This window comes from Echinicola jeungdonensis (genome assembly GCF_030409905.1).
In the GTDB taxonomy this organism is placed as follows: Bacteria; Bacteroidota; Bacteroidia; order Cytophagales; family Cyclobacteriaceae; genus Echinicola; species Echinicola jeungdonensis.
In genome coordinates this window covers 1-15,101 of sequence record NZ_JAUFQT010000012.1, presented here as the reverse complement: position 1 = coordinate 15,101, position 15,101 = coordinate 1, and the positions used below count along the sequence as shown (strand labels likewise).

General features: G+C 38.9%; 24 protein-coding genes and 3 pseudogenes. 11 read left to right on the top strand and 16 right to left on the bottom strand.

Annotated elements, in window-relative coordinates:
- Window positions 1-342 precede the first annotated feature (342 nt).
- The 9 genes and pseudogenes from QWY93_RS19440 to QWY93_RS19400 form a co-directional block, all read right to left on the bottom strand.
- Entirely contained in the window at window positions 343-705 is a 363-nt protein-coding gene (locus tag QWY93_RS19440) for a hypothetical protein (RefSeq protein WP_290250090.1), read from the bottom strand.
- Window positions 680-1,060: a hypothetical protein gene (locus QWY93_RS19435; RefSeq protein WP_290250088.1), complete on the bottom strand. Its 381-nt coding sequence runs from the start codon at window positions 1,058-1,060 to the stop codon at window positions 680-682. The genes QWY93_RS19440 and QWY93_RS19435 overlap by 26 nt, the downstream gene beginning before the upstream one ends.
- Complete coding sequence (locus QWY93_RS19430; RefSeq protein WP_290250086.1) at window positions 1,060-1,407, bottom strand: transposase; 348 nt, start codon at window positions 1,405-1,407, stop codon at window positions 1,060-1,062. Before QWY93_RS19430 ends, QWY93_RS19435 begins: the two co-directional genes overlap by 1 nt.
- A gap of 413 nt (window positions 1,408-1,820) precedes the next feature.
- The gene (locus QWY93_RS19425; protein WP_290250084.1) at window positions 1,821-2,069 is read right to left on the bottom strand and encodes a hypothetical protein; all 249 of its coding nucleotides are present in this window, start codon (window positions 2,067-2,069) and stop codon (window positions 1,821-1,823) included.
- On the bottom strand, window positions 2,069-2,302 hold the full coding sequence (locus QWY93_RS19420; protein ID WP_290250082.1) for a hypothetical protein: 234 nt from the start codon (window positions 2,300-2,302) through the stop codon (window positions 2,069-2,071). Before QWY93_RS19420 ends, QWY93_RS19425 begins: the two co-directional genes overlap by 1 nt.
- A 157-nt stretch (window positions 2,303-2,459) precedes the next feature.
- Window positions 2,460-2,804: a nucleoside deaminase gene (locus QWY93_RS19415; protein WP_435380213.1), complete on the bottom strand. Its 345-nt coding sequence runs from the start codon at window positions 2,802-2,804 to the stop codon at window positions 2,460-2,462.
- Between the two features lie 373 nt (window positions 2,805-3,177).
- Window positions 3,178-3,360 carry a hypothetical protein gene (locus QWY93_RS19410; protein ID WP_290250080.1) on the bottom strand — a complete coding sequence of 61 codons (183 nt, stop codon included), beginning with the start codon at window positions 3,358-3,360 and terminating at the stop codon, window positions 3,178-3,180.
- Window positions 3,361-3,498: 138 nt separating this feature from the next.
- Window positions 3,499-3,816: pseudogene (locus QWY93_RS19405) on the bottom strand (hypothetical protein); the annotation flags it as partial.
- A 2-nt stretch (window positions 3,817-3,818) separates the two neighbouring features.
- Window positions 3,819-4,052, bottom strand: coding sequence for a hypothetical protein (locus QWY93_RS19400; RefSeq protein ID WP_290250078.1), 234 nt, complete (start codon window positions 4,050-4,052; stop codon window positions 3,819-3,821).
- 311 nt (window positions 4,053-4,363) lie between these two features.
- On the opposite strand from QWY93_RS19400, the gene QWY93_RS19395 reads away from it, so the two are divergent.
- Window positions 4,364-4,486, top strand: coding sequence for a hypothetical protein (locus QWY93_RS19395; protein WP_290246184.1), 123 nt, complete (start codon window positions 4,364-4,366; stop codon window positions 4,484-4,486).
- Between the two features lie 256 nt (window positions 4,487-4,742).
- Window positions 4,743-5,072, top strand: coding sequence for a hypothetical protein (locus tag QWY93_RS19390; RefSeq protein ID WP_290249953.1), 330 nt, complete (start codon window positions 4,743-4,745; stop codon window positions 5,070-5,072).
- A gap of 1,114 nt (window positions 5,073-6,186) precedes the next feature.
- Here the strand turns inward: QWY93_RS19390 and QWY93_RS19385 are convergent.
- From QWY93_RS19385 to QWY93_RS19370, 4 genes and pseudogenes are all read right to left on the bottom strand, one after another.
- Window positions 6,187-6,408, bottom strand: coding sequence for a hypothetical protein (locus QWY93_RS19385; RefSeq protein WP_290249954.1), 222 nt, complete (start codon window positions 6,406-6,408; stop codon window positions 6,187-6,189).
- Window positions 6,306-7,036: pseudogene (locus QWY93_RS19985) on the bottom strand (cytochrome P450). The gene QWY93_RS19385 and the pseudogene QWY93_RS19985 overlap by 103 nt, the downstream one beginning before the upstream one ends.
- On the bottom strand, window positions 6,985-7,218 hold the full coding sequence (locus QWY93_RS19375; protein ID WP_290250074.1) for a hypothetical protein: 234 nt from the start codon (window positions 7,216-7,218) through the stop codon (window positions 6,985-6,987). Before QWY93_RS19375 ends, QWY93_RS19985 begins: the two are co-directional and overlap by 52 nt.
- Window positions 7,215-7,529: a cytochrome P450 gene (locus QWY93_RS19370; RefSeq protein ID WP_290250094.1), complete on the bottom strand. Its 315-nt coding sequence runs from the start codon at window positions 7,527-7,529 to the stop codon at window positions 7,215-7,217. Before QWY93_RS19370 ends, QWY93_RS19375 begins: the two co-directional genes overlap by 4 nt.
- 240 nt (window positions 7,530-7,769) lie before the next feature.
- Here QWY93_RS19370 and QWY93_RS19365 point away from each other — a divergent pair, with 240 nt between their 5' ends.
- Both QWY93_RS19365 and QWY93_RS19980 read left to right on the top strand, forming a co-directional pair.
- Window positions 7,770-8,081: a cytochrome P450 family protein gene (locus tag QWY93_RS19365; protein WP_290250072.1), complete on the top strand. Its 312-nt coding sequence runs from the start codon at window positions 7,770-7,772 to the stop codon at window positions 8,079-8,081.
- Window positions 8,039-8,765 (top strand): annotated as a pseudogene (locus QWY93_RS19980) (cytochrome P450). Before QWY93_RS19365 ends, QWY93_RS19980 begins: the two are co-directional and overlap by 43 nt.
- A gap of 1,158 nt (window positions 8,766-9,923) precedes the next feature.
- Here the strand turns inward: QWY93_RS19980 and QWY93_RS19355 are convergent.
- Complete coding sequence (locus QWY93_RS19355; protein WP_290250069.1) at window positions 9,924-10,100, bottom strand: hypothetical protein; 177 nt, start codon at window positions 10,098-10,100, stop codon at window positions 9,924-9,926.
- Window positions 10,101-10,457: 357 nt separating this feature from the next.
- Window positions 10,458-10,688: a hypothetical protein gene (locus tag QWY93_RS19350; RefSeq protein WP_290250067.1), complete on the bottom strand. Its 231-nt coding sequence runs from the start codon at window positions 10,686-10,688 to the stop codon at window positions 10,458-10,460.
- Between the two features lie 384 nt (window positions 10,689-11,072).
- Here QWY93_RS19350 and QWY93_RS19345 point away from each other — a divergent pair, with 384 nt between their 5' ends.
- From QWY93_RS19345 to QWY93_RS19315, 7 genes are all read left to right on the top strand, one after another.
- Window positions 11,073-11,342, top strand: coding sequence for a TlpA family protein disulfide reductase (locus tag QWY93_RS19345; RefSeq protein ID WP_290250065.1), 270 nt, complete (start codon window positions 11,073-11,075; stop codon window positions 11,340-11,342).
- Window positions 11,343-11,344: 2 nt separating this feature from the next.
- The gene (locus QWY93_RS19340) at window positions 11,345-11,551 is read left to right on the top strand and encodes a hypothetical protein (RefSeq protein WP_290250063.1); all 207 of its coding nucleotides are present in this window, start codon (window positions 11,345-11,347) and stop codon (window positions 11,549-11,551) included.
- Window positions 11,552-11,690: 139 nt separating this feature from the next.
- On the top strand, window positions 11,691-11,813 hold the full coding sequence (locus tag QWY93_RS19335; RefSeq protein ID WP_290250061.1) for a hypothetical protein: 123 nt from the start codon (window positions 11,691-11,693) through the stop codon (window positions 11,811-11,813).
- Window positions 11,814-12,190: 377 nt separating this feature from the next.
- Window positions 12,191-12,715, top strand: coding sequence for a nucleoside deaminase (locus tag QWY93_RS19330; protein ID WP_290250059.1), 525 nt, complete (start codon window positions 12,191-12,193; stop codon window positions 12,713-12,715).
- Window positions 12,705-13,115 carry a hypothetical protein gene (locus QWY93_RS19325; protein ID WP_290250057.1) on the top strand — a complete coding sequence of 137 codons (411 nt, stop codon included), beginning with the start codon at window positions 12,705-12,707 and terminating at the stop codon, window positions 13,113-13,115. Before QWY93_RS19330 ends, QWY93_RS19325 begins: the two co-directional genes overlap by 11 nt.
- The gene (locus QWY93_RS19320; RefSeq protein WP_290249946.1) at window positions 13,106-13,231 is read left to right on the top strand and encodes a hypothetical protein; all 126 of its coding nucleotides are present in this window, start codon (window positions 13,106-13,108) and stop codon (window positions 13,229-13,231) included. Before QWY93_RS19325 ends, QWY93_RS19320 begins: the two co-directional genes overlap by 10 nt.
- A gap of 329 nt (window positions 13,232-13,560) precedes the next feature.
- On the top strand, window positions 13,561-14,109 hold the full coding sequence (locus tag QWY93_RS19315; RefSeq protein ID WP_290250055.1) for a hypothetical protein: 549 nt from the start codon (window positions 13,561-13,563) through the stop codon (window positions 14,107-14,109).
- A 286-nt stretch (window positions 14,110-14,395) separates the two neighbouring features.
- On the opposite strand, the gene QWY93_RS19310 is transcribed toward QWY93_RS19315, so the two are convergent.
- Window positions 14,396-14,725, bottom strand: a complete 330-nt coding sequence (locus QWY93_RS19310) for a hypothetical protein (protein WP_290250053.1) — start codon at window positions 14,723-14,725, stop codon at window positions 14,396-14,398.
- Window positions 14,726-15,101 lie beyond the last annotated feature (376 nt).

Genomic DNA, 15,101 nt, shown 5'->3' with positions numbered 1-15,101 from the left:
GTTTTAGGGTACTTTGAAGTAAAATTCAGAGTACAATTTGTGTAAGGAAAAGTACAATTACTGAATTGAAGGGGTTGATTTTTGGGGTGGTTTGACAATTGGACACACCTGTCCTGTAATCCTTCTTTCCGGCGGTAGTTTTTGTCAAGCAGCTTTGTTGATGGGCGGGGATTCCTGTTGGTTTCTTCGTTTGGCAACTGCTACGGCGTTGGCTGCCATAATGCCGAACAGCACGGCCAGCTTTTCCCTTTTATCTCCCTTACTCGTATTTTAACCAGTCCATAGTGGTTTTTATGGTTGCCGAAAGCCCCTTCCATTGCCGTTGCCCTTTGTTTGGAGACTTCAGCACTCAGAATCTTTTCGGCTTTGTTGTGCGGTTTGGGGCTTTTTGGGGAAGCCGGTGAATATGTCTTTGGAGGTACAATACTTTCTGTTGGCATTGGTGGCATAAATCCGGTCGGCACCCAGCTGGGAAGTCTGTCCGAAAATCCGGGTATGTTTTACCGTGGATATTTTCAACCGGGTACATTCATTGAAGTTGTTGAAGTCCAGTTTATCGATAAATGATAGCCCGCCTGTCTGAAGGATATGGGCTTTCATACCGAACTCCACAGGTTTGTTTTCCTTTCCCCGGACGATCGGCCGGAGATAAGGTTTATGGAGGGAAACGATGCGGTCCTTAAGTTCGGAGGGAGGATTTTCCAACAAACTGCTGCTGGACCAAGACTTTTTTGATGGTCTTCAGACAGGCAAAGTCATTTGGTTTAAGCCCCGCCCCTTGATAAAAGTCTAGGATCTCTTGTAACTGGCCAAGTCCTTTTCCAACAGGAAGACCAGGGATTTTTTTCCTTTTGAGGGTTTCCTTAAAGGATTTGCGTCTTTTACGGAAGTAGCCAAGCTGTTTGGCCTTCTGCTCCCTGTATTTTGACCGGGCCTTTTTATGCCCAATTGTTTTACATTTTTTGAACAGTTGCTTTTCAAACACCCACTGGCAGCATTCCCAGAGTAGTTTGGGGTCGGTGGGGAAACGGACATAACTTTCATAACAGGTGGCATCCATTATAAGACGTGGCTGTTGTCCACATCCTGTTTCCAGTGATCCATTAGTACCTCTTGGATCTGTTCCCAGTGGCAATGTTCCTCGATGTAGGCCCTGATCCGTGTCATAATGGTAAGGTCCCGGATCTGTTGGTCTGCTGCCAATACTTTCCCGCAGAAATACTGAAGGCTCCAGTCGGTATTGAAACGCTCTATCAATTGGCGGTCTGAGGTATTCAGGTAGGCTTTCAAAAACATCAGGGCAAACATGCCCTTGGCACGAACCACCTTGGGCACCAGGCCCCTGCAGCTTTTCAGGAACAAGGCTCGAAAGCTTTTCCCATGGCAGGCTGTCATGGATCTGGCCAAGCAAGGAATTCTTGAAAAAGTGATACTTTGGAGAGTATCCGTCAAAGTCTTTGAAAATAGGGAGCTGTATGGTATCTTTCATAGTATTTTTGTCTGCAAACAAAAAATACGAAAAAGAAAACCCCGGAAAAAGCCCTTTTGGACGATTTTCGGGGTTTTTGAGTTATTTTTTCGCACCCCTGTTTATTAAGAGTCAGTGATTTTAGCTAATTAACAAGAAGCCCTATAGAAAGGTGGTTTGTGCGGACACAAACCACCTTTTTTTACTTATTCCAAAGTCAAAATACAGCCGGAATATTTTTCATTTCCATTGAATATTTCACCTTGGAATATGCAGCCTTCCTTCCTGTAAATAAGATATTCGATTCCATTTTGGTCACCGTAATCTATAAGAAAAGAGTATTATGGAATACCTAATCCATGGATTCAGGATTGTATTCCAAATCGTAATCGATCATGGTGGAATCCTCCTCAAGCATGGATGGAACCTCATCCCTTCCAATAACTTCTCTGCGTTCCAGCTCAATTATTACGTCCATTTGCTGGGAAAAGGAGGCATCCTCCTCTCGAAGCCTGTTAAATTCTCTCAAGAGTTCTTCATCACTAAAAGATTCATACCTTTTGATTCTTTCCTCCTTGATTTTTTGTTTTTTCTCTGCCATCAAAGCTTCTTCTCTTTTTCTAATCGGCTTTCACCGGATTTAATGAATTTGGTACCTTTTTCAGAGCCATAAAAAAGCGCATCTTCCACCAGGATTTCCTCCTGTGTCCCATCAATATGAACCACGGTAAGGGTGTCAAATTTTTCCATGGAATATTCATCCCCGGATTCTTTGTCCAAGACTTTTTCCTCTTGATATTCAAACTGATCCTCATTTGATGACGAGCATGCCACCAAAATGATAAGATATAATTATTAATATGTTCCTAGTATTCATAATCATAAGGTTTTGGTTACTGATTTAATTAAAATGGATTCAGTATATTTTTCTTATCTGGTTTGTCGATCCACATTTGGAATACCTCCTTAGCTCCATTTTGTTTAAAATGGATCATGGGTATTTTCCTGTTTTCAGGGGCAATCGGGAGTTCCTGATAAATAAAATCATCATCAACCCAGCATTGGCGGCATCCTTTCTGGTATTGGCAAAAAATACGCGCTTAGGTCTTGCCCAATAAATGGCTCCCAGGCACATAGGGCAAGGTTCACAGGAGGAATAAACCTCACAGTCTTCAAGCTGAAAATGTCCAAGTGATTTGCAGGCATCCCGGATGGCCATGATCTCCGCATGAGCAGTTGGGTCATTGGTACTTAGGACACTATTGTTTCCTTTTCCAATGACGACCCCCTCTTTTACAACAATACAGCCAAACGGGCCTCCCTTTCCGGAACTCATTCCTTCTTTTGCCAGGGAATTGCCATTTCCATAAAGGTTCGTTGCTGTTCAGTCATTTGCTTATAATCGTTTTGTTTCCATAATATTAAAAGCCTTTCAAAAGCAATTCAAAACCTCAGGCTTCCTTTATGAAAATAACCATATGATTGGTAAAATGAAAAAATAAAAAGAGATAAATATCCGCAGAATTAAAAGATTTTAGGAGCTAAAGGAATTAAATCGCCTTTTTTCTGAAAATTCAAAGCAAATGGATAAGTTGTTAGTTTTGCAAGTCTATGTTAAAATTTAAAGTCCTTGGAAAAAAGCATTTATAGGCATTGCAAGCTTGATAGTATAATTCTCCTGGGATTTTAAAGTCCCCTTTTGGCTTTTTTTACCAAAAATTCACAGTGAATTGATTAGAAAATACTTGCAAAGGCTGATCTTCTCCAATCATTTTGAAAGTTTTTGGGGCAGAAAACTGAGCAGAGTCAATTTGAAAAGATGCTGGCCATTCTATGGTAATCCGGGTTGGAATAAAATTGGGGTCATTCACTTCATCTGCCTGAATGTGCATTCCATTTTGAATGGCAAAAACCAACTCTAGCTGTTGATTATTTTCTTTAAGGTAATTTGCTCATTAATCAGTTTTACCCAGTGTTTTTCTTGTCCATTTGCTGGAAGGGTGATCCCAATCAGTAGGAGTATCCCAATACTAATTTTCAGACAATAGCTCATCAAGTTTAGCTTTAAGCCCCAAAAGTTTTGCGTCAAAATTCTTAGAATCCAGCAAGGACATATATTGGATATTTCCCTCCAGATCAACTAATATATTGGAGGCAAGCATTACTTCATCCCGGGCCAAGTCGGGCAATACGTCCTCAGGGGCAAAACTTGCCGCCACAGTCCCATCTTCATCCAATATTACCGGGAAGCTAAATTGAAACGGTCTTGCAGTTTTTCTTTTTACCAGGGAAGCAGGTTCTTTCACATCGATAATGAGGACTTTGACATTTTTATTTCTGTAATTCTGGGCTAGCTCTTCAAGATAGGGAGCTTCGGCATTGCAAAACGGACACCAGTAGTAGCAATATGGATGACCAAATAGCCGCCTTTGAAATCTTCAGAGGAAATAGTATTGCCTTCCAGATCCACTAATGTGAAATCCGGAAGTTCCATTCCCTTGGAGTCCATTGATTCGGTCTGGCCTTGTGCCCATAAAGGCAGACTAATCAAATAAAGGACTAATATGGATATTTTATAATTCATTGATGTATAGCGTTTTATGTCTGTAAATATAATCAATATTTAAATGATTTTTCTGGATTTCAATGATCTTCAAACCGGAAAAACCTGTTGAAATAATGAATAGAGAAATTTATTAGGAGATCAAGTTAAATTTCTTTTTGAACCGATATAATGATAATAATATTTTATTCTATAAACATTGAAATACAGTTATTTAAACTTTGTTTTATTTGATTAGGGGGGTAAAAGAATTAATTTTGATAATACTTAAAAACCTGCTGGTATTAAAAAATTCGTATCCATATTTTCATTTAAAATTAACCAAAACAACCATGAAAGGCTTAGTTATTTTCCTAACAGCTTCAATTTCGCTGTTTATTTTGGCTTGTTCTGAGATTGAAGAAGAAGCAGCGTATGTGGGTGTTCCCAAAATTTCTTTGGGTTCTTATGAATAGGGAATTTGGCTGATGAATGGGCTCGTAAAGGTGGTACCCAAAACAGTCAACCAGTTTTTTGCCTTTTCTGATCCAAGTAGCCCTGTGGAAGGGTCTTCAGCCGGTCTAATAAGGGGCCAAAGGGAATTTCAATGAGTTTGCATGCAGAGGAACTTATAGCGGGGATGCTTATACCATCTGGTTTGTAATATTCAATGCCCCTGAAAATTGTGCCACCAGTCCATGCGGTGAACCAGACATTTTTAATCCTGAAACCATGACAGATGTTTCCTTTGGAGGAGGAAATATCGCAGGAAATTCCTCTATAACCATAAGTGGCCATAAAAAAGTAGGAGACTTGTCTGGATCTGCTATGCCTTTTTTTAATGACTTGTTGGGATTAGATATTCCGATATTCGGCTTAATAGACCCTTGGGGTGCAGAAGTGCATTTGGTGCTTCGAAGTCATGGTCCAAAAGTACCTGCTAATATGCCGGATTTAATCAATTCATTTGATGGAGGATGTACCACTTTTCTCGATGCTGGTCAGGTTACTGATGACCCTGGAGAATGTGCCGATTCCCATTTCGCTATTTTTCAACCTTAAAAAACATTTTGTCTTAAGGGCGGGCAAAAAAGCTCGCCTTTTTTTACCCATTTCAAATTGAAAAAAGTGGTTTCTATTTCTAATACTGATTGAATTCCCTATTTCTTCAAAAGTGTGAAATTATTCACCTTAAGTAGGGGCTATATGAGGTAGAAGATACCGGCGGTGTATTTGATAGGGATTATTCCATCTTTTCCTGAAGCGTTAGAAAAATAACAGGGTTATCTGAACTTTTGGTTATTCATGGAAGCCTAATGTGAATCGCTTTCAGAATTCTACCTTAGCTAGGTAATCAAAGAGAATTATTGTGTACACTCAGTTGACAGATGAATTGATGTCCAATTATCAAATGTAATTTTTAATAACAGTAAATCTATAAAATTCGATTCCGGCAATTACCAACTGGAGTTTTCTTGTGACCAATTTTATCTCACTAACTTGATTAAGTTGAGTAATAAAGAAAATCATAATCCCAAGATCAGCTTATAAGGATTAATGATAAAATGAGAGGTCACCTAAATCTCCATCAGTAGCAACAGCTGCTGGATATTCTTTCCCGGTGTAATGATCTCGTGCATACCAATTTGAATTTTACAATCCCCATTTTAAGATATGGATTAGTGAAGGTGATTTTCCACTAATTGAGGATACATACAATGGCTCCATTGGAAAAGAAAGCCCTTTCCCAAAAGCTTTAAGTAAAGCTTCCTTTCTTGTCTAAAATTGAATAAATATTTCCGGTCTTTTTTCCTGAGTAATTTCCTTTATTAACCTGATTTCCCTCTTTAAAAAAAAATTACGGATAAAATGATCATAAGAAACATCATGTCGAATTTGCTCAATTTCGATCCTAACATTCCGATTTTTAGAAAAATCTAAAAGGGCTTTGTTGCTGGAATGTGATAGATCGAAATTGATGTTTTCCCAACCAATTTCTGGTCTTAATTGGGGTTTCCCATATTTAATAATCAAATTGAATTTGATCGGGTTTTATCTCTATATAAAAGCCCAAGATTTGACGTAACAATCCACGTGCAGCAATTGATTGGATTTTATTTTTTTCAAAATGAAGCCTTCCAACCTTTTCAAAGCTCCTCAATAGAAAGTATTGATGTTAAATATTTTCTTTGCCTTCACCTAAATCAAGGGAGAATCGCCAAATATGAACCGTGCCTTTAGGGGTGACATAATTGGAATCGAATGTTGTCAATGAACTAGATGTTTGGTCATATTTTACTTTCTTTTTTCTAGTTGCATCAGTATCCCATTTTTGGGTCTGAGGTTTAATAATTGGGCCATTTCCACCACTTGATCCGGCACCAATTTTAGCCGCCAAAATTGAGAGATTGAAGCGATAACCATAACCCCCTCTAACCAGGCATAATGCTGACCAATACATGAACGTGGACCTTCACTGAATGGAAAATACTCATATTTTGATTTTTGTCGATTAGTGGAAGGTGCCCAAGATTGAGGATTGAACTTCATGGGGTCTTTATGAAACCTTGAATCGTGATGTATCAGGTAAGGGCTCATCAAGACAATGGTTCCCTTAGAATGAAATAATCGCCGATTGTTAAATTTGAACGGGCTTCTCGGACGATAACATAAATAGGGGGGTATAACCGCATTGCTTCTGTGAAAACCATTTTGGTAAATTTCAACTTTGGATAATCATCCAAAGTAGGTTGCCGACCTTGTAATACTTGGTCGACTTCTTCATGTAATTCTTCCTCAGCTAGTGGATTTTGCGAAAGGAGGTACCAGGTCCAGGTAAGAGCAAGGGAAGTAGTGTCAAATGCGGTGAGTAATAGAGTAAGGGCTTCATCCCGGATTTCCTCATTGCTGATCCCACGATCTTTTTTATTTGTTTCTTGGGCTAAAAGTAGCAGGGAAAGTAAATCACCTTTGTCTAATTTAGTTTTCCGGCGCTCTTCAATAATTTTATAAATGATTTTATCCAATCGACTTTTTGCTTTAAAAATCTAATAGAGCCTGGAAGAGGAAGCTTAAGCAAATATTCCGCAAATGGAAGGGTTACCCTTCCAAAAATATCCATTATAGATTCAAATTCCTGATTAATTTCTGCAGCTTCTTCTTCTAAATCAACACCAAACATGGTCTTTCCAGCAATTCCGGTACTCATTCTGACCATTTCTTTAAAATATCCACCGATGTCCCATTTTTCCAGCCGTTCATTAACCTTGAGGCAAATTCTGACATGACAGGGGAATAAATGTCCATCATTTTCCGGTGAAATGCCGTTTGCATTATTCGCGAATGGTGCTTATGAAAATCCCCTTCACTAGTAAGCAATCCCTCTCCTAATAGTTCTTTTGCCATTTTTAGGGGCCTACCTTTGACGAAATTATCCTGTTGTGTGGAAAGCACTTCTTTGATAAAGTCCGGGTGATTTAACAGTAAAATTCGAAGATGTCCTATTTTAAATTGAGCAATATGGAGATATTGCTCAATTTAAAATAGGACATCTTCGAATTTTACTGTTAAATCACCCGGACTTTATCAAAGAAGTGCTTTCCACACAACAGGATAATTTCGTCAAGGTAGGCCCCTAAAAATGGCAAAAGAACTATTAGGAGAGGGATTGCTTACTAGTGAAGGGGATTTTCATAAGCACCATTCGCGAATAATGCAACCGGCATTTCACCGGAAAATGATGGACATTTATTCCCTGTCATGTCAGAATTTGCCTCAAGGTTAATGAACGGCTGGAAAAATGGGACATCGGTGGATATTTTTAAAGAAATGGTCAGAATGAGTACCGGAATTGCTGGAAAGACCATGTTTGGTGTTGATTTAGAAGAAGAAGCTGCAGAAATTAATCAGGAATTTGAATCTATAATGGATATTTTTGGAAGGGTAACCCTTCCATTTGCGGAATATTTGCTTAAGCTTCCTCTTCCAGGCTCTATTAGATTTTTTAAAGCAAAAAGTCGATTGGATAAATCATTTATAAAATTATTGAAGAGCGCCGGAAAACTAAATTAGACAAAGGTGATTTACTTTCCCTGCTACTTTTAGCCCAAGAAACAAATAAAAAAGATCGTGGGATCAGCAATGAGGAAATCCGGGATGAAGCCCTTACTCTATTACTCACCGCATTTGACACTACTTCCTTGCTCTTACCTGGACCTGGTACCTCCTTTCGCAAAATCCACTAGCTGAGGAAGAATTACATGAAGAAGTCGACCAAGTATTACAAGGTCGGCAACCTACTTTGGATGATTATCCAAAGTTGAAATTTACCAAATGGTTTTCACAGAAGCAATGCGGTTATACCCCCCTATTTATGTTATCGTCCGAGAAGCCCGTTCAAATTTAACAATCGGCGATTATTTCATTCCTAAGGGAACCATTGTCTTGATGAGCCCTTACCTGATACATCACGATTCAAGGTTTCATAAAGACCCCATGAAGTTCAATCCTCAATCTTGGGCACCTTCCACTAATCGACAAAAATCAAAATATGAGTATTTTCCATTCAGTGAAGGTCCACGTTCATGTATTGGTCAGCATTATGCCTGGTTAGAGGGGGTTATGGTTATCGCTTCAATCTCTCAATTTTGGCGGCTAAAATTGGTGCCGGATCAAGTGGTGGAAATGGCCCAATTATTAAACCTCAGACCCAAAAATGGGATACTGATGCAACTAGAAAAAGAAAGTAAAATATGACCAAACATCTAGTTCATTGACAACATTCGATTCCAATTATGTCACCCCCTAAAGGCACGGTTCATATTTGGCGATTCTCCCTTGATTTAGGTGAAGGCAAAGAAAATATTTAACATCAATACTTTCTATTGAGGAGCTTGAAAAGGTTGGAAGGCTTCATTTTGAAAAAAATAAATCCAATCAATTGCTGCACGTGGATTGTTACGTCAAATCTTGGGCTTTTATATAGAGATAAAACCCGATCAAATTCAATTTGATTATTAAATATGGGAAACCCCAATTAAGACCAAAATTGGTTGGGAAAACATCAATTTCGATCTATCACATTCCAGCAACAAAGCCCTTTTAGATTTTTCTAAAAATCGGAATGTTAGGATCGAAATTGAGCAAATTCGACATGATGTTTCTTATGATCATTTTATCCGTATTTTTTTTTAAGAGGGAAATCAGGTTAATAAAGGAATTACTCAGGAAAAAGACCGGAAATATTTATTCAATTTTAGACAAGAAAGGAAGCTTTACTTAAAGCTTTTGGAAAGGGCTTTCTTTTCCAATGGAGCCATTGTATGTATCCTCAATTAGTGGAAAATCACCTTCACTAATCCATATCTTAAATTGGGGATTGTAAAATTCAAATTGGTATGCACGAGATCATTACACCGGGAAAGAATATCCAGCAGCTGTTGCTACTGATGGAGATTTAGGTGACCTCTCATTTTATCATTAATCCTTATAAGCTGATCTTGGGATTATGATTTTCTTTATTACTCAACTTAATCAAGTTAGTGAGATAAAATTGGTCACAAGAAAACTTCAGTTGGTAATTGCCGAATCGAATTTTATAGATTTACTGTTATTAAAAATTACATTTGATAATTGGACATCAATTCATCTGTCAACTGAGTGTACACAATAATTCTCTTTGATTACCTAGCTAAGGTAGAATTCTGAAAGCGATTCACATTAGGCTTCCATGAATAACCAAAGTTCAGATAACCCTGTTATTTTTTCTAACGCTTCAGGAAAAGATGGAATAATCCCTATCAAATACACCGCCGGTATCTTCTACCTCATATTAGCCCCTACTTAAGGTGAATAATTTCACACTTTTGAAGAAATAGGGAATTCAATCAGTATTAGAAATAGAAACCACTTTTTTCAATTTGAAATGGGTAAAAAAAGGCGAGCTTTTTTGCCCGCCCTTAAGACAAAATGTTTTTTAAGGTTGAAAATAGCGAAATGGGAATCGGCACATTCTCCAGGGTCATCAGTAACCTGACCAGCATCGAGAAAAGTGGTACATCCTCCATCAAATGAATTGATTAAATCCGGCATATTAGCAGGTACTTTTGGACCATGACTTCGAAGCACCAATGCACTTCTGCACCCAAGGGTCTATTAAGCCGAATATCGGAATATCTAATCCCAACAAGTCATTAAAAAAAGGCATAGCAGATCCAGACAAGTCTCCTACTTTTTTATGGCCACTTATGGTTATAGAGGAATTTCCTGCGATATTTCCTCCTCCAAGGAAACATCTGTCATGGTTTCAGGATTAAAAATGTCTGGTTCACCGCATGGACTGGTGGCACAATTTTCAGGGCATTGAATATTACAAACCAGATGGTATAAGCATTCCCCGCTATAAGTTCCTCTGCATGCAAACTCATTGAAATTCCCTTTGGCCCCTTATTAGACCGGCTGAAGACCCTTCCACAGGGCTACTTGGATCAGAAAAGGCAAAAACTGGTTGACTGTTTTGGGTACCACCTTTACGAGCCCATTCATCAGCCAAATTCCCCTATTCATAAGAACCCAAAGAATTTTGGGAACACCCACATACGCTGCTTCTTCTTCAATCTCAGAACAAGCCAAAATAAACAGCGAAATTGAAGCTGTTAGGAAAATAACTAAGCCTTTCATGGTTGTTTTGGGTTAATTTTTAATGAAAATATGGATACGAATTTTTTAATACCAGCAGGTTTTTAAGTATTATCAAATTAATTCTTTTACCCCCTAATCAAATAAAACAAAGTTTAAATAACTGTATTTCAATGTTTTATAGAATAAAATATTATTATCATTATATCGGTTCAAAAGAAATTTAACTTGATCTCCTAATAAATTTCTCTATTCATTATTTCAACAGGTTTTTCCGGTTTGAAGATCATTGAAATCCAGAAAAATCATTTAAATATTGATTATATTTACAGACATAAAACGCTATACATCAATGAATTATAAATATCCATATTAGTCCTTTATTTGATTAGTCTGCCTTTATGGGCACAAGGCCAGACCGAATCAATGGACTCCAAGGGAATGGAACTTCCGGATTTCACATTAGTGGATCTGGAAGGCAATACTATTTCCTCTGAAGATTTCAAAGGCGGCTATTTGGTCATCCATATTGCTACTACCTGGTGTCCGTTTTGCAATGCCGAAGCTCCCTATCTTGAAGAGCTAGCCCAGAATTACAGAAATAAAAATGTCAAAGTCCTCATTATCGATGTGAAAGAACCTGCTTCCCTGGTAAAAGAAAAACTGCAAGACCGTTTCAATTTTAGCTTCCGGTAATATTGGATGAAGATGGGACTGTGGCGGCAAGTTTTGCCCCTGAGGACGTATTGCCCGACTTGGCCCGGGATGAAGTAATGCTTGCCTCCAATATATTAGTTGATCTGGAGGGAAATATCCAATATATGTCCTTGCTGGATTCTAAGAATTTTGACGCAAAACTTTTGGGGCTTAAAGCTAAACTTGATGAGCTATTGTCTGAAAATTAGTATTGGGATACTCCTACTGATTGGGATCACCCTTCCAGCAAATGGACAAGAAAAACACTGGGTAAAACTGATTAATGAGCAAATTACCTTAAAAGAAAATAATCACAGCTAGAGTTGGTTTTTTGCCATTCAAAATGGAATGCACATTCAGGCAGATGAAGTGAATGACCCCAATTTTATTCCAACCCGGATTACCATAGAATGGCCAGCATCTTTTCAAATTGACTCTGCTCAGTTTTCTGCCCCAAAAACTTTCAAATGATTGGAGAAGATCAGCCTTTGCAAGTATTTTCTAATCAATTCACTGTGAAATTTTTGGTAAAAAAGCCCAAAAGGGGACTTTTAAAATCCCAGGAGAATTATACTATCAAGCTTGCAATGCCTATAAATGCTTTTTTCCAAGGACTTTAAATTTTTAACATAGACTTGCAAAACTAACAACTTATCCATTTGCTTTGAATTTTCAGAAAAAGGCGATTTAATTCCTTTAGCTCCTAAAATCTTTTAATTCTGCGGATATTTATCTCTTTTTATTTTTTCATTTTACCATCATATGGTTATTTTCATAAAGGAAGCCTGAGGTTTTGAATTGCTTTTGAAAGGCTTTTAATATTATGGAAACAAACCGATTATAAGCAAATGACTGAACAGCAACGAACCTTTATGGAAATGGCAATTTCCCTGGCAAAAGAAGGAATGAGTTCCGGAAAGGGAGGCCCGTTTGGCTGTATTGTTGTAAAAGAGGGGGTCGTCATTGGAAAAGGAAACAATAGTGTCCTAAGTACCAATGACCCAACTGCTCATGCGGAGATCATGGCCATCCGGGATGCCTGCAAATCACTTGGACATTTTCAGCTTGAAGACTGTGAGGTTTATTCCTCCTGTGAACCTTGCCCTATGTGCCTGGGAGCCATTTATTGGGCAAGACCTAAGCGCGTATTTTTTGCCAATACCAGAAAGGATGCCGCCAATGCTGGGTTTGATGATGATTTTATTTATCAGGAACTCCCGATTGCCCCTGAAAACAGGAAAATACCCATGATCCATTTTAAACAAAATGGAGCTAAGGAGGTATTCCAAATGTGGATCGACAACCAGATAAGAAAATATACTGAATCCATTTTAATTAAATCAGTAACCAAACCTTATGATTATGAATACTAGGAACATATTAATAATTATATCTCTTATCATTTTGGTGGCATGCTCGTCATCAAATGAGGATCAGTTTGAATATCAAGAGGAAAAAGTCTTGGACAAAGAATCCGGGATGAATATTCCATGGAAAAATTTGACACCCTTACCGTGGTTCATATTGATGGGACACAGGAGGAAATCCTGGTGGAAGATGCGCCTTTTTTATGGCTCTGAAAAAGGTACCAAATTCATTAAATCCGGTGAAAGCCGATTAGAAAAAAGAGAAGAAGCTTTGATGGCAGAGAAAAAACAAAAAATCAAGAGGAAAGAATCAAAAGGTATGAATCTTTTAGTGATGAAGAACTCCTTGAAGAATTTAACAGGCTTCGAGAGGAGGATGCCTCCTTTTCCCAGCAAATGGACGTAATAATTGAGCTGGAACGCAGAGAAGTTATTGGAAGGGATGAGGTTCCATCCATGCTTGAGGAGGATTCCACCATGATCGATTACGATTTGGAATACAATCCTGAATCCATGGATTAGGTATTCCATAATACTCTTTTCTTATAGATTACGGTGACCAAAATGGAATCGAATATCTTATTTACAGGAAGGAAGGCTGCATATTCCAAGGTGAAATATTCAATGGAAATGAAAAATATTCCGGCTGTATTTTGACTTTGGAATAAGTAAAAAAAGGTGGTTTGTGTCCGCACAAACACCTTTTCTATAGGGCTTCTTGTTAATTAGCTAAATCACTGACTCTTAATAAACAGGGTTGCGAAAAATAACTCAAAAACCCCGAAAATCGTCCAAAAGGGCTTTTTCCGGGGTTTTCTTTTTCGTATTTTTTGTTTGCAGACAAAAATACTATGAAAGATACCATACAGCTCCCTATTTTCAAAGACTTTGACGGATACTCTCCAAAGTATCACTTTTTCAAGAATTCCTTGCTTGGCCAGATCCATGACAGCCTGCCATGGGAAAAGCTTTCGAGCCTTGTTCCTGAAAGCTGCAGGGGCCTGGTGCCCCAAGGTGGTTCGGTGCCAAGGCATGTTTGCCCTGATGTTTTTGAAAGCCTACCTGAATACCTCAGACCGCCATTGATAGAGCGTTTCAATACCGACTGGAGCCTTCAGTATTTCTGCGGGAAAGTATTGGCAGCAGACCAACAGATCCGGGACCTTACCATTATGACACGGATCAGGGCCTACATCGAGGAACATTGCCACTGGGAACAGATCCAAGAGGTACTAATGGATCACTGGAAACAGGATGTGGACAACAGCCACGTCTTATTAATGGATGCCACCTGTTATGAAAGTTATGTCCGTTTCCCACCGACCCCAAACTACTCTGGGAATGCTGCCAGTGGGTGTTTGAAAAGCAACTGTTCAAAAAATGTAAACAATTGGGCATAAAAAGGCCCGGTCAAATACAGGGAGCAGAAGGCCAAACAGCTTGGCTACTTCCGTAAAAGACGCAAATCCTTTAAGGAAACCCTCAAAAGGAAAAAATCCCTGGTCTTCCTGTTGAAAAAGGACTTGGCCAGTTACAAGAGATCCTAGACTTTTATCAAGGGGCGGGGCTTAAACCAAATGACTTTGCCTGTCTGAAGACCATCAAAAAAGTCTTGGTCCAGCAGCAGTTTTTGTTGGAAAATCCTCCCTCCGAACTTAAGGACCGCATCGTTTCCCTCCATAAACCTTATCTCCGGCCGATCGTCCGGGAAAGGAAAACAAACCTGTGGAGTTCGGTATGAAAGCCATATCCTTCAGACAGGCGGCTATCATTTATCGATAAACTGGACTTCAACAACTTCAATGAATGTACCCGGTTGAAAATATCCACGGTAAAACATACCCGGATTTTCGGACAGACTTCCCGCTGGGTGCCGACCGATTTATGCCACAATGCCAACAGAAAGTATTGTACCTCCAAAGACATATTCACCGCTTCCCCAAAAAAGGCCCAAACCGCACAACAAAGCCGAAAAGATTCTGAGTGCTGAAGTCTCCAAACAAAGGGCAACGGCAATGGAAGGGGCTTTCGGCAACCATAAAAACCACTATGGACTGGTTAAAATACGAGTAAGGGAGATAAAAGGGAAAAGCTGGCCGTGCTGTTCGGCATTATGGCAGCCAACGCCGTAGCAGTTGCCAAACGAAGAAACCAACAGGAATCCCCGCCCATCAACAAAGCTGCTTGACAAAACTACCGCCGAAAGAAGGATTACAGGACAGGTGTGTCCAATTGTCAAAACCACCCCAAAAATCAACCCCTTCAATTCAGTAATTGTACTTTTCCTTACACAAATTGTACTCTGAATTTTACTTCAAAGTACCCTAAAAACAAATTAACCTTTAGTTAAGTCACTAAAAGGTTAATTATGTCTATTTCCAAAGAGGCCTCT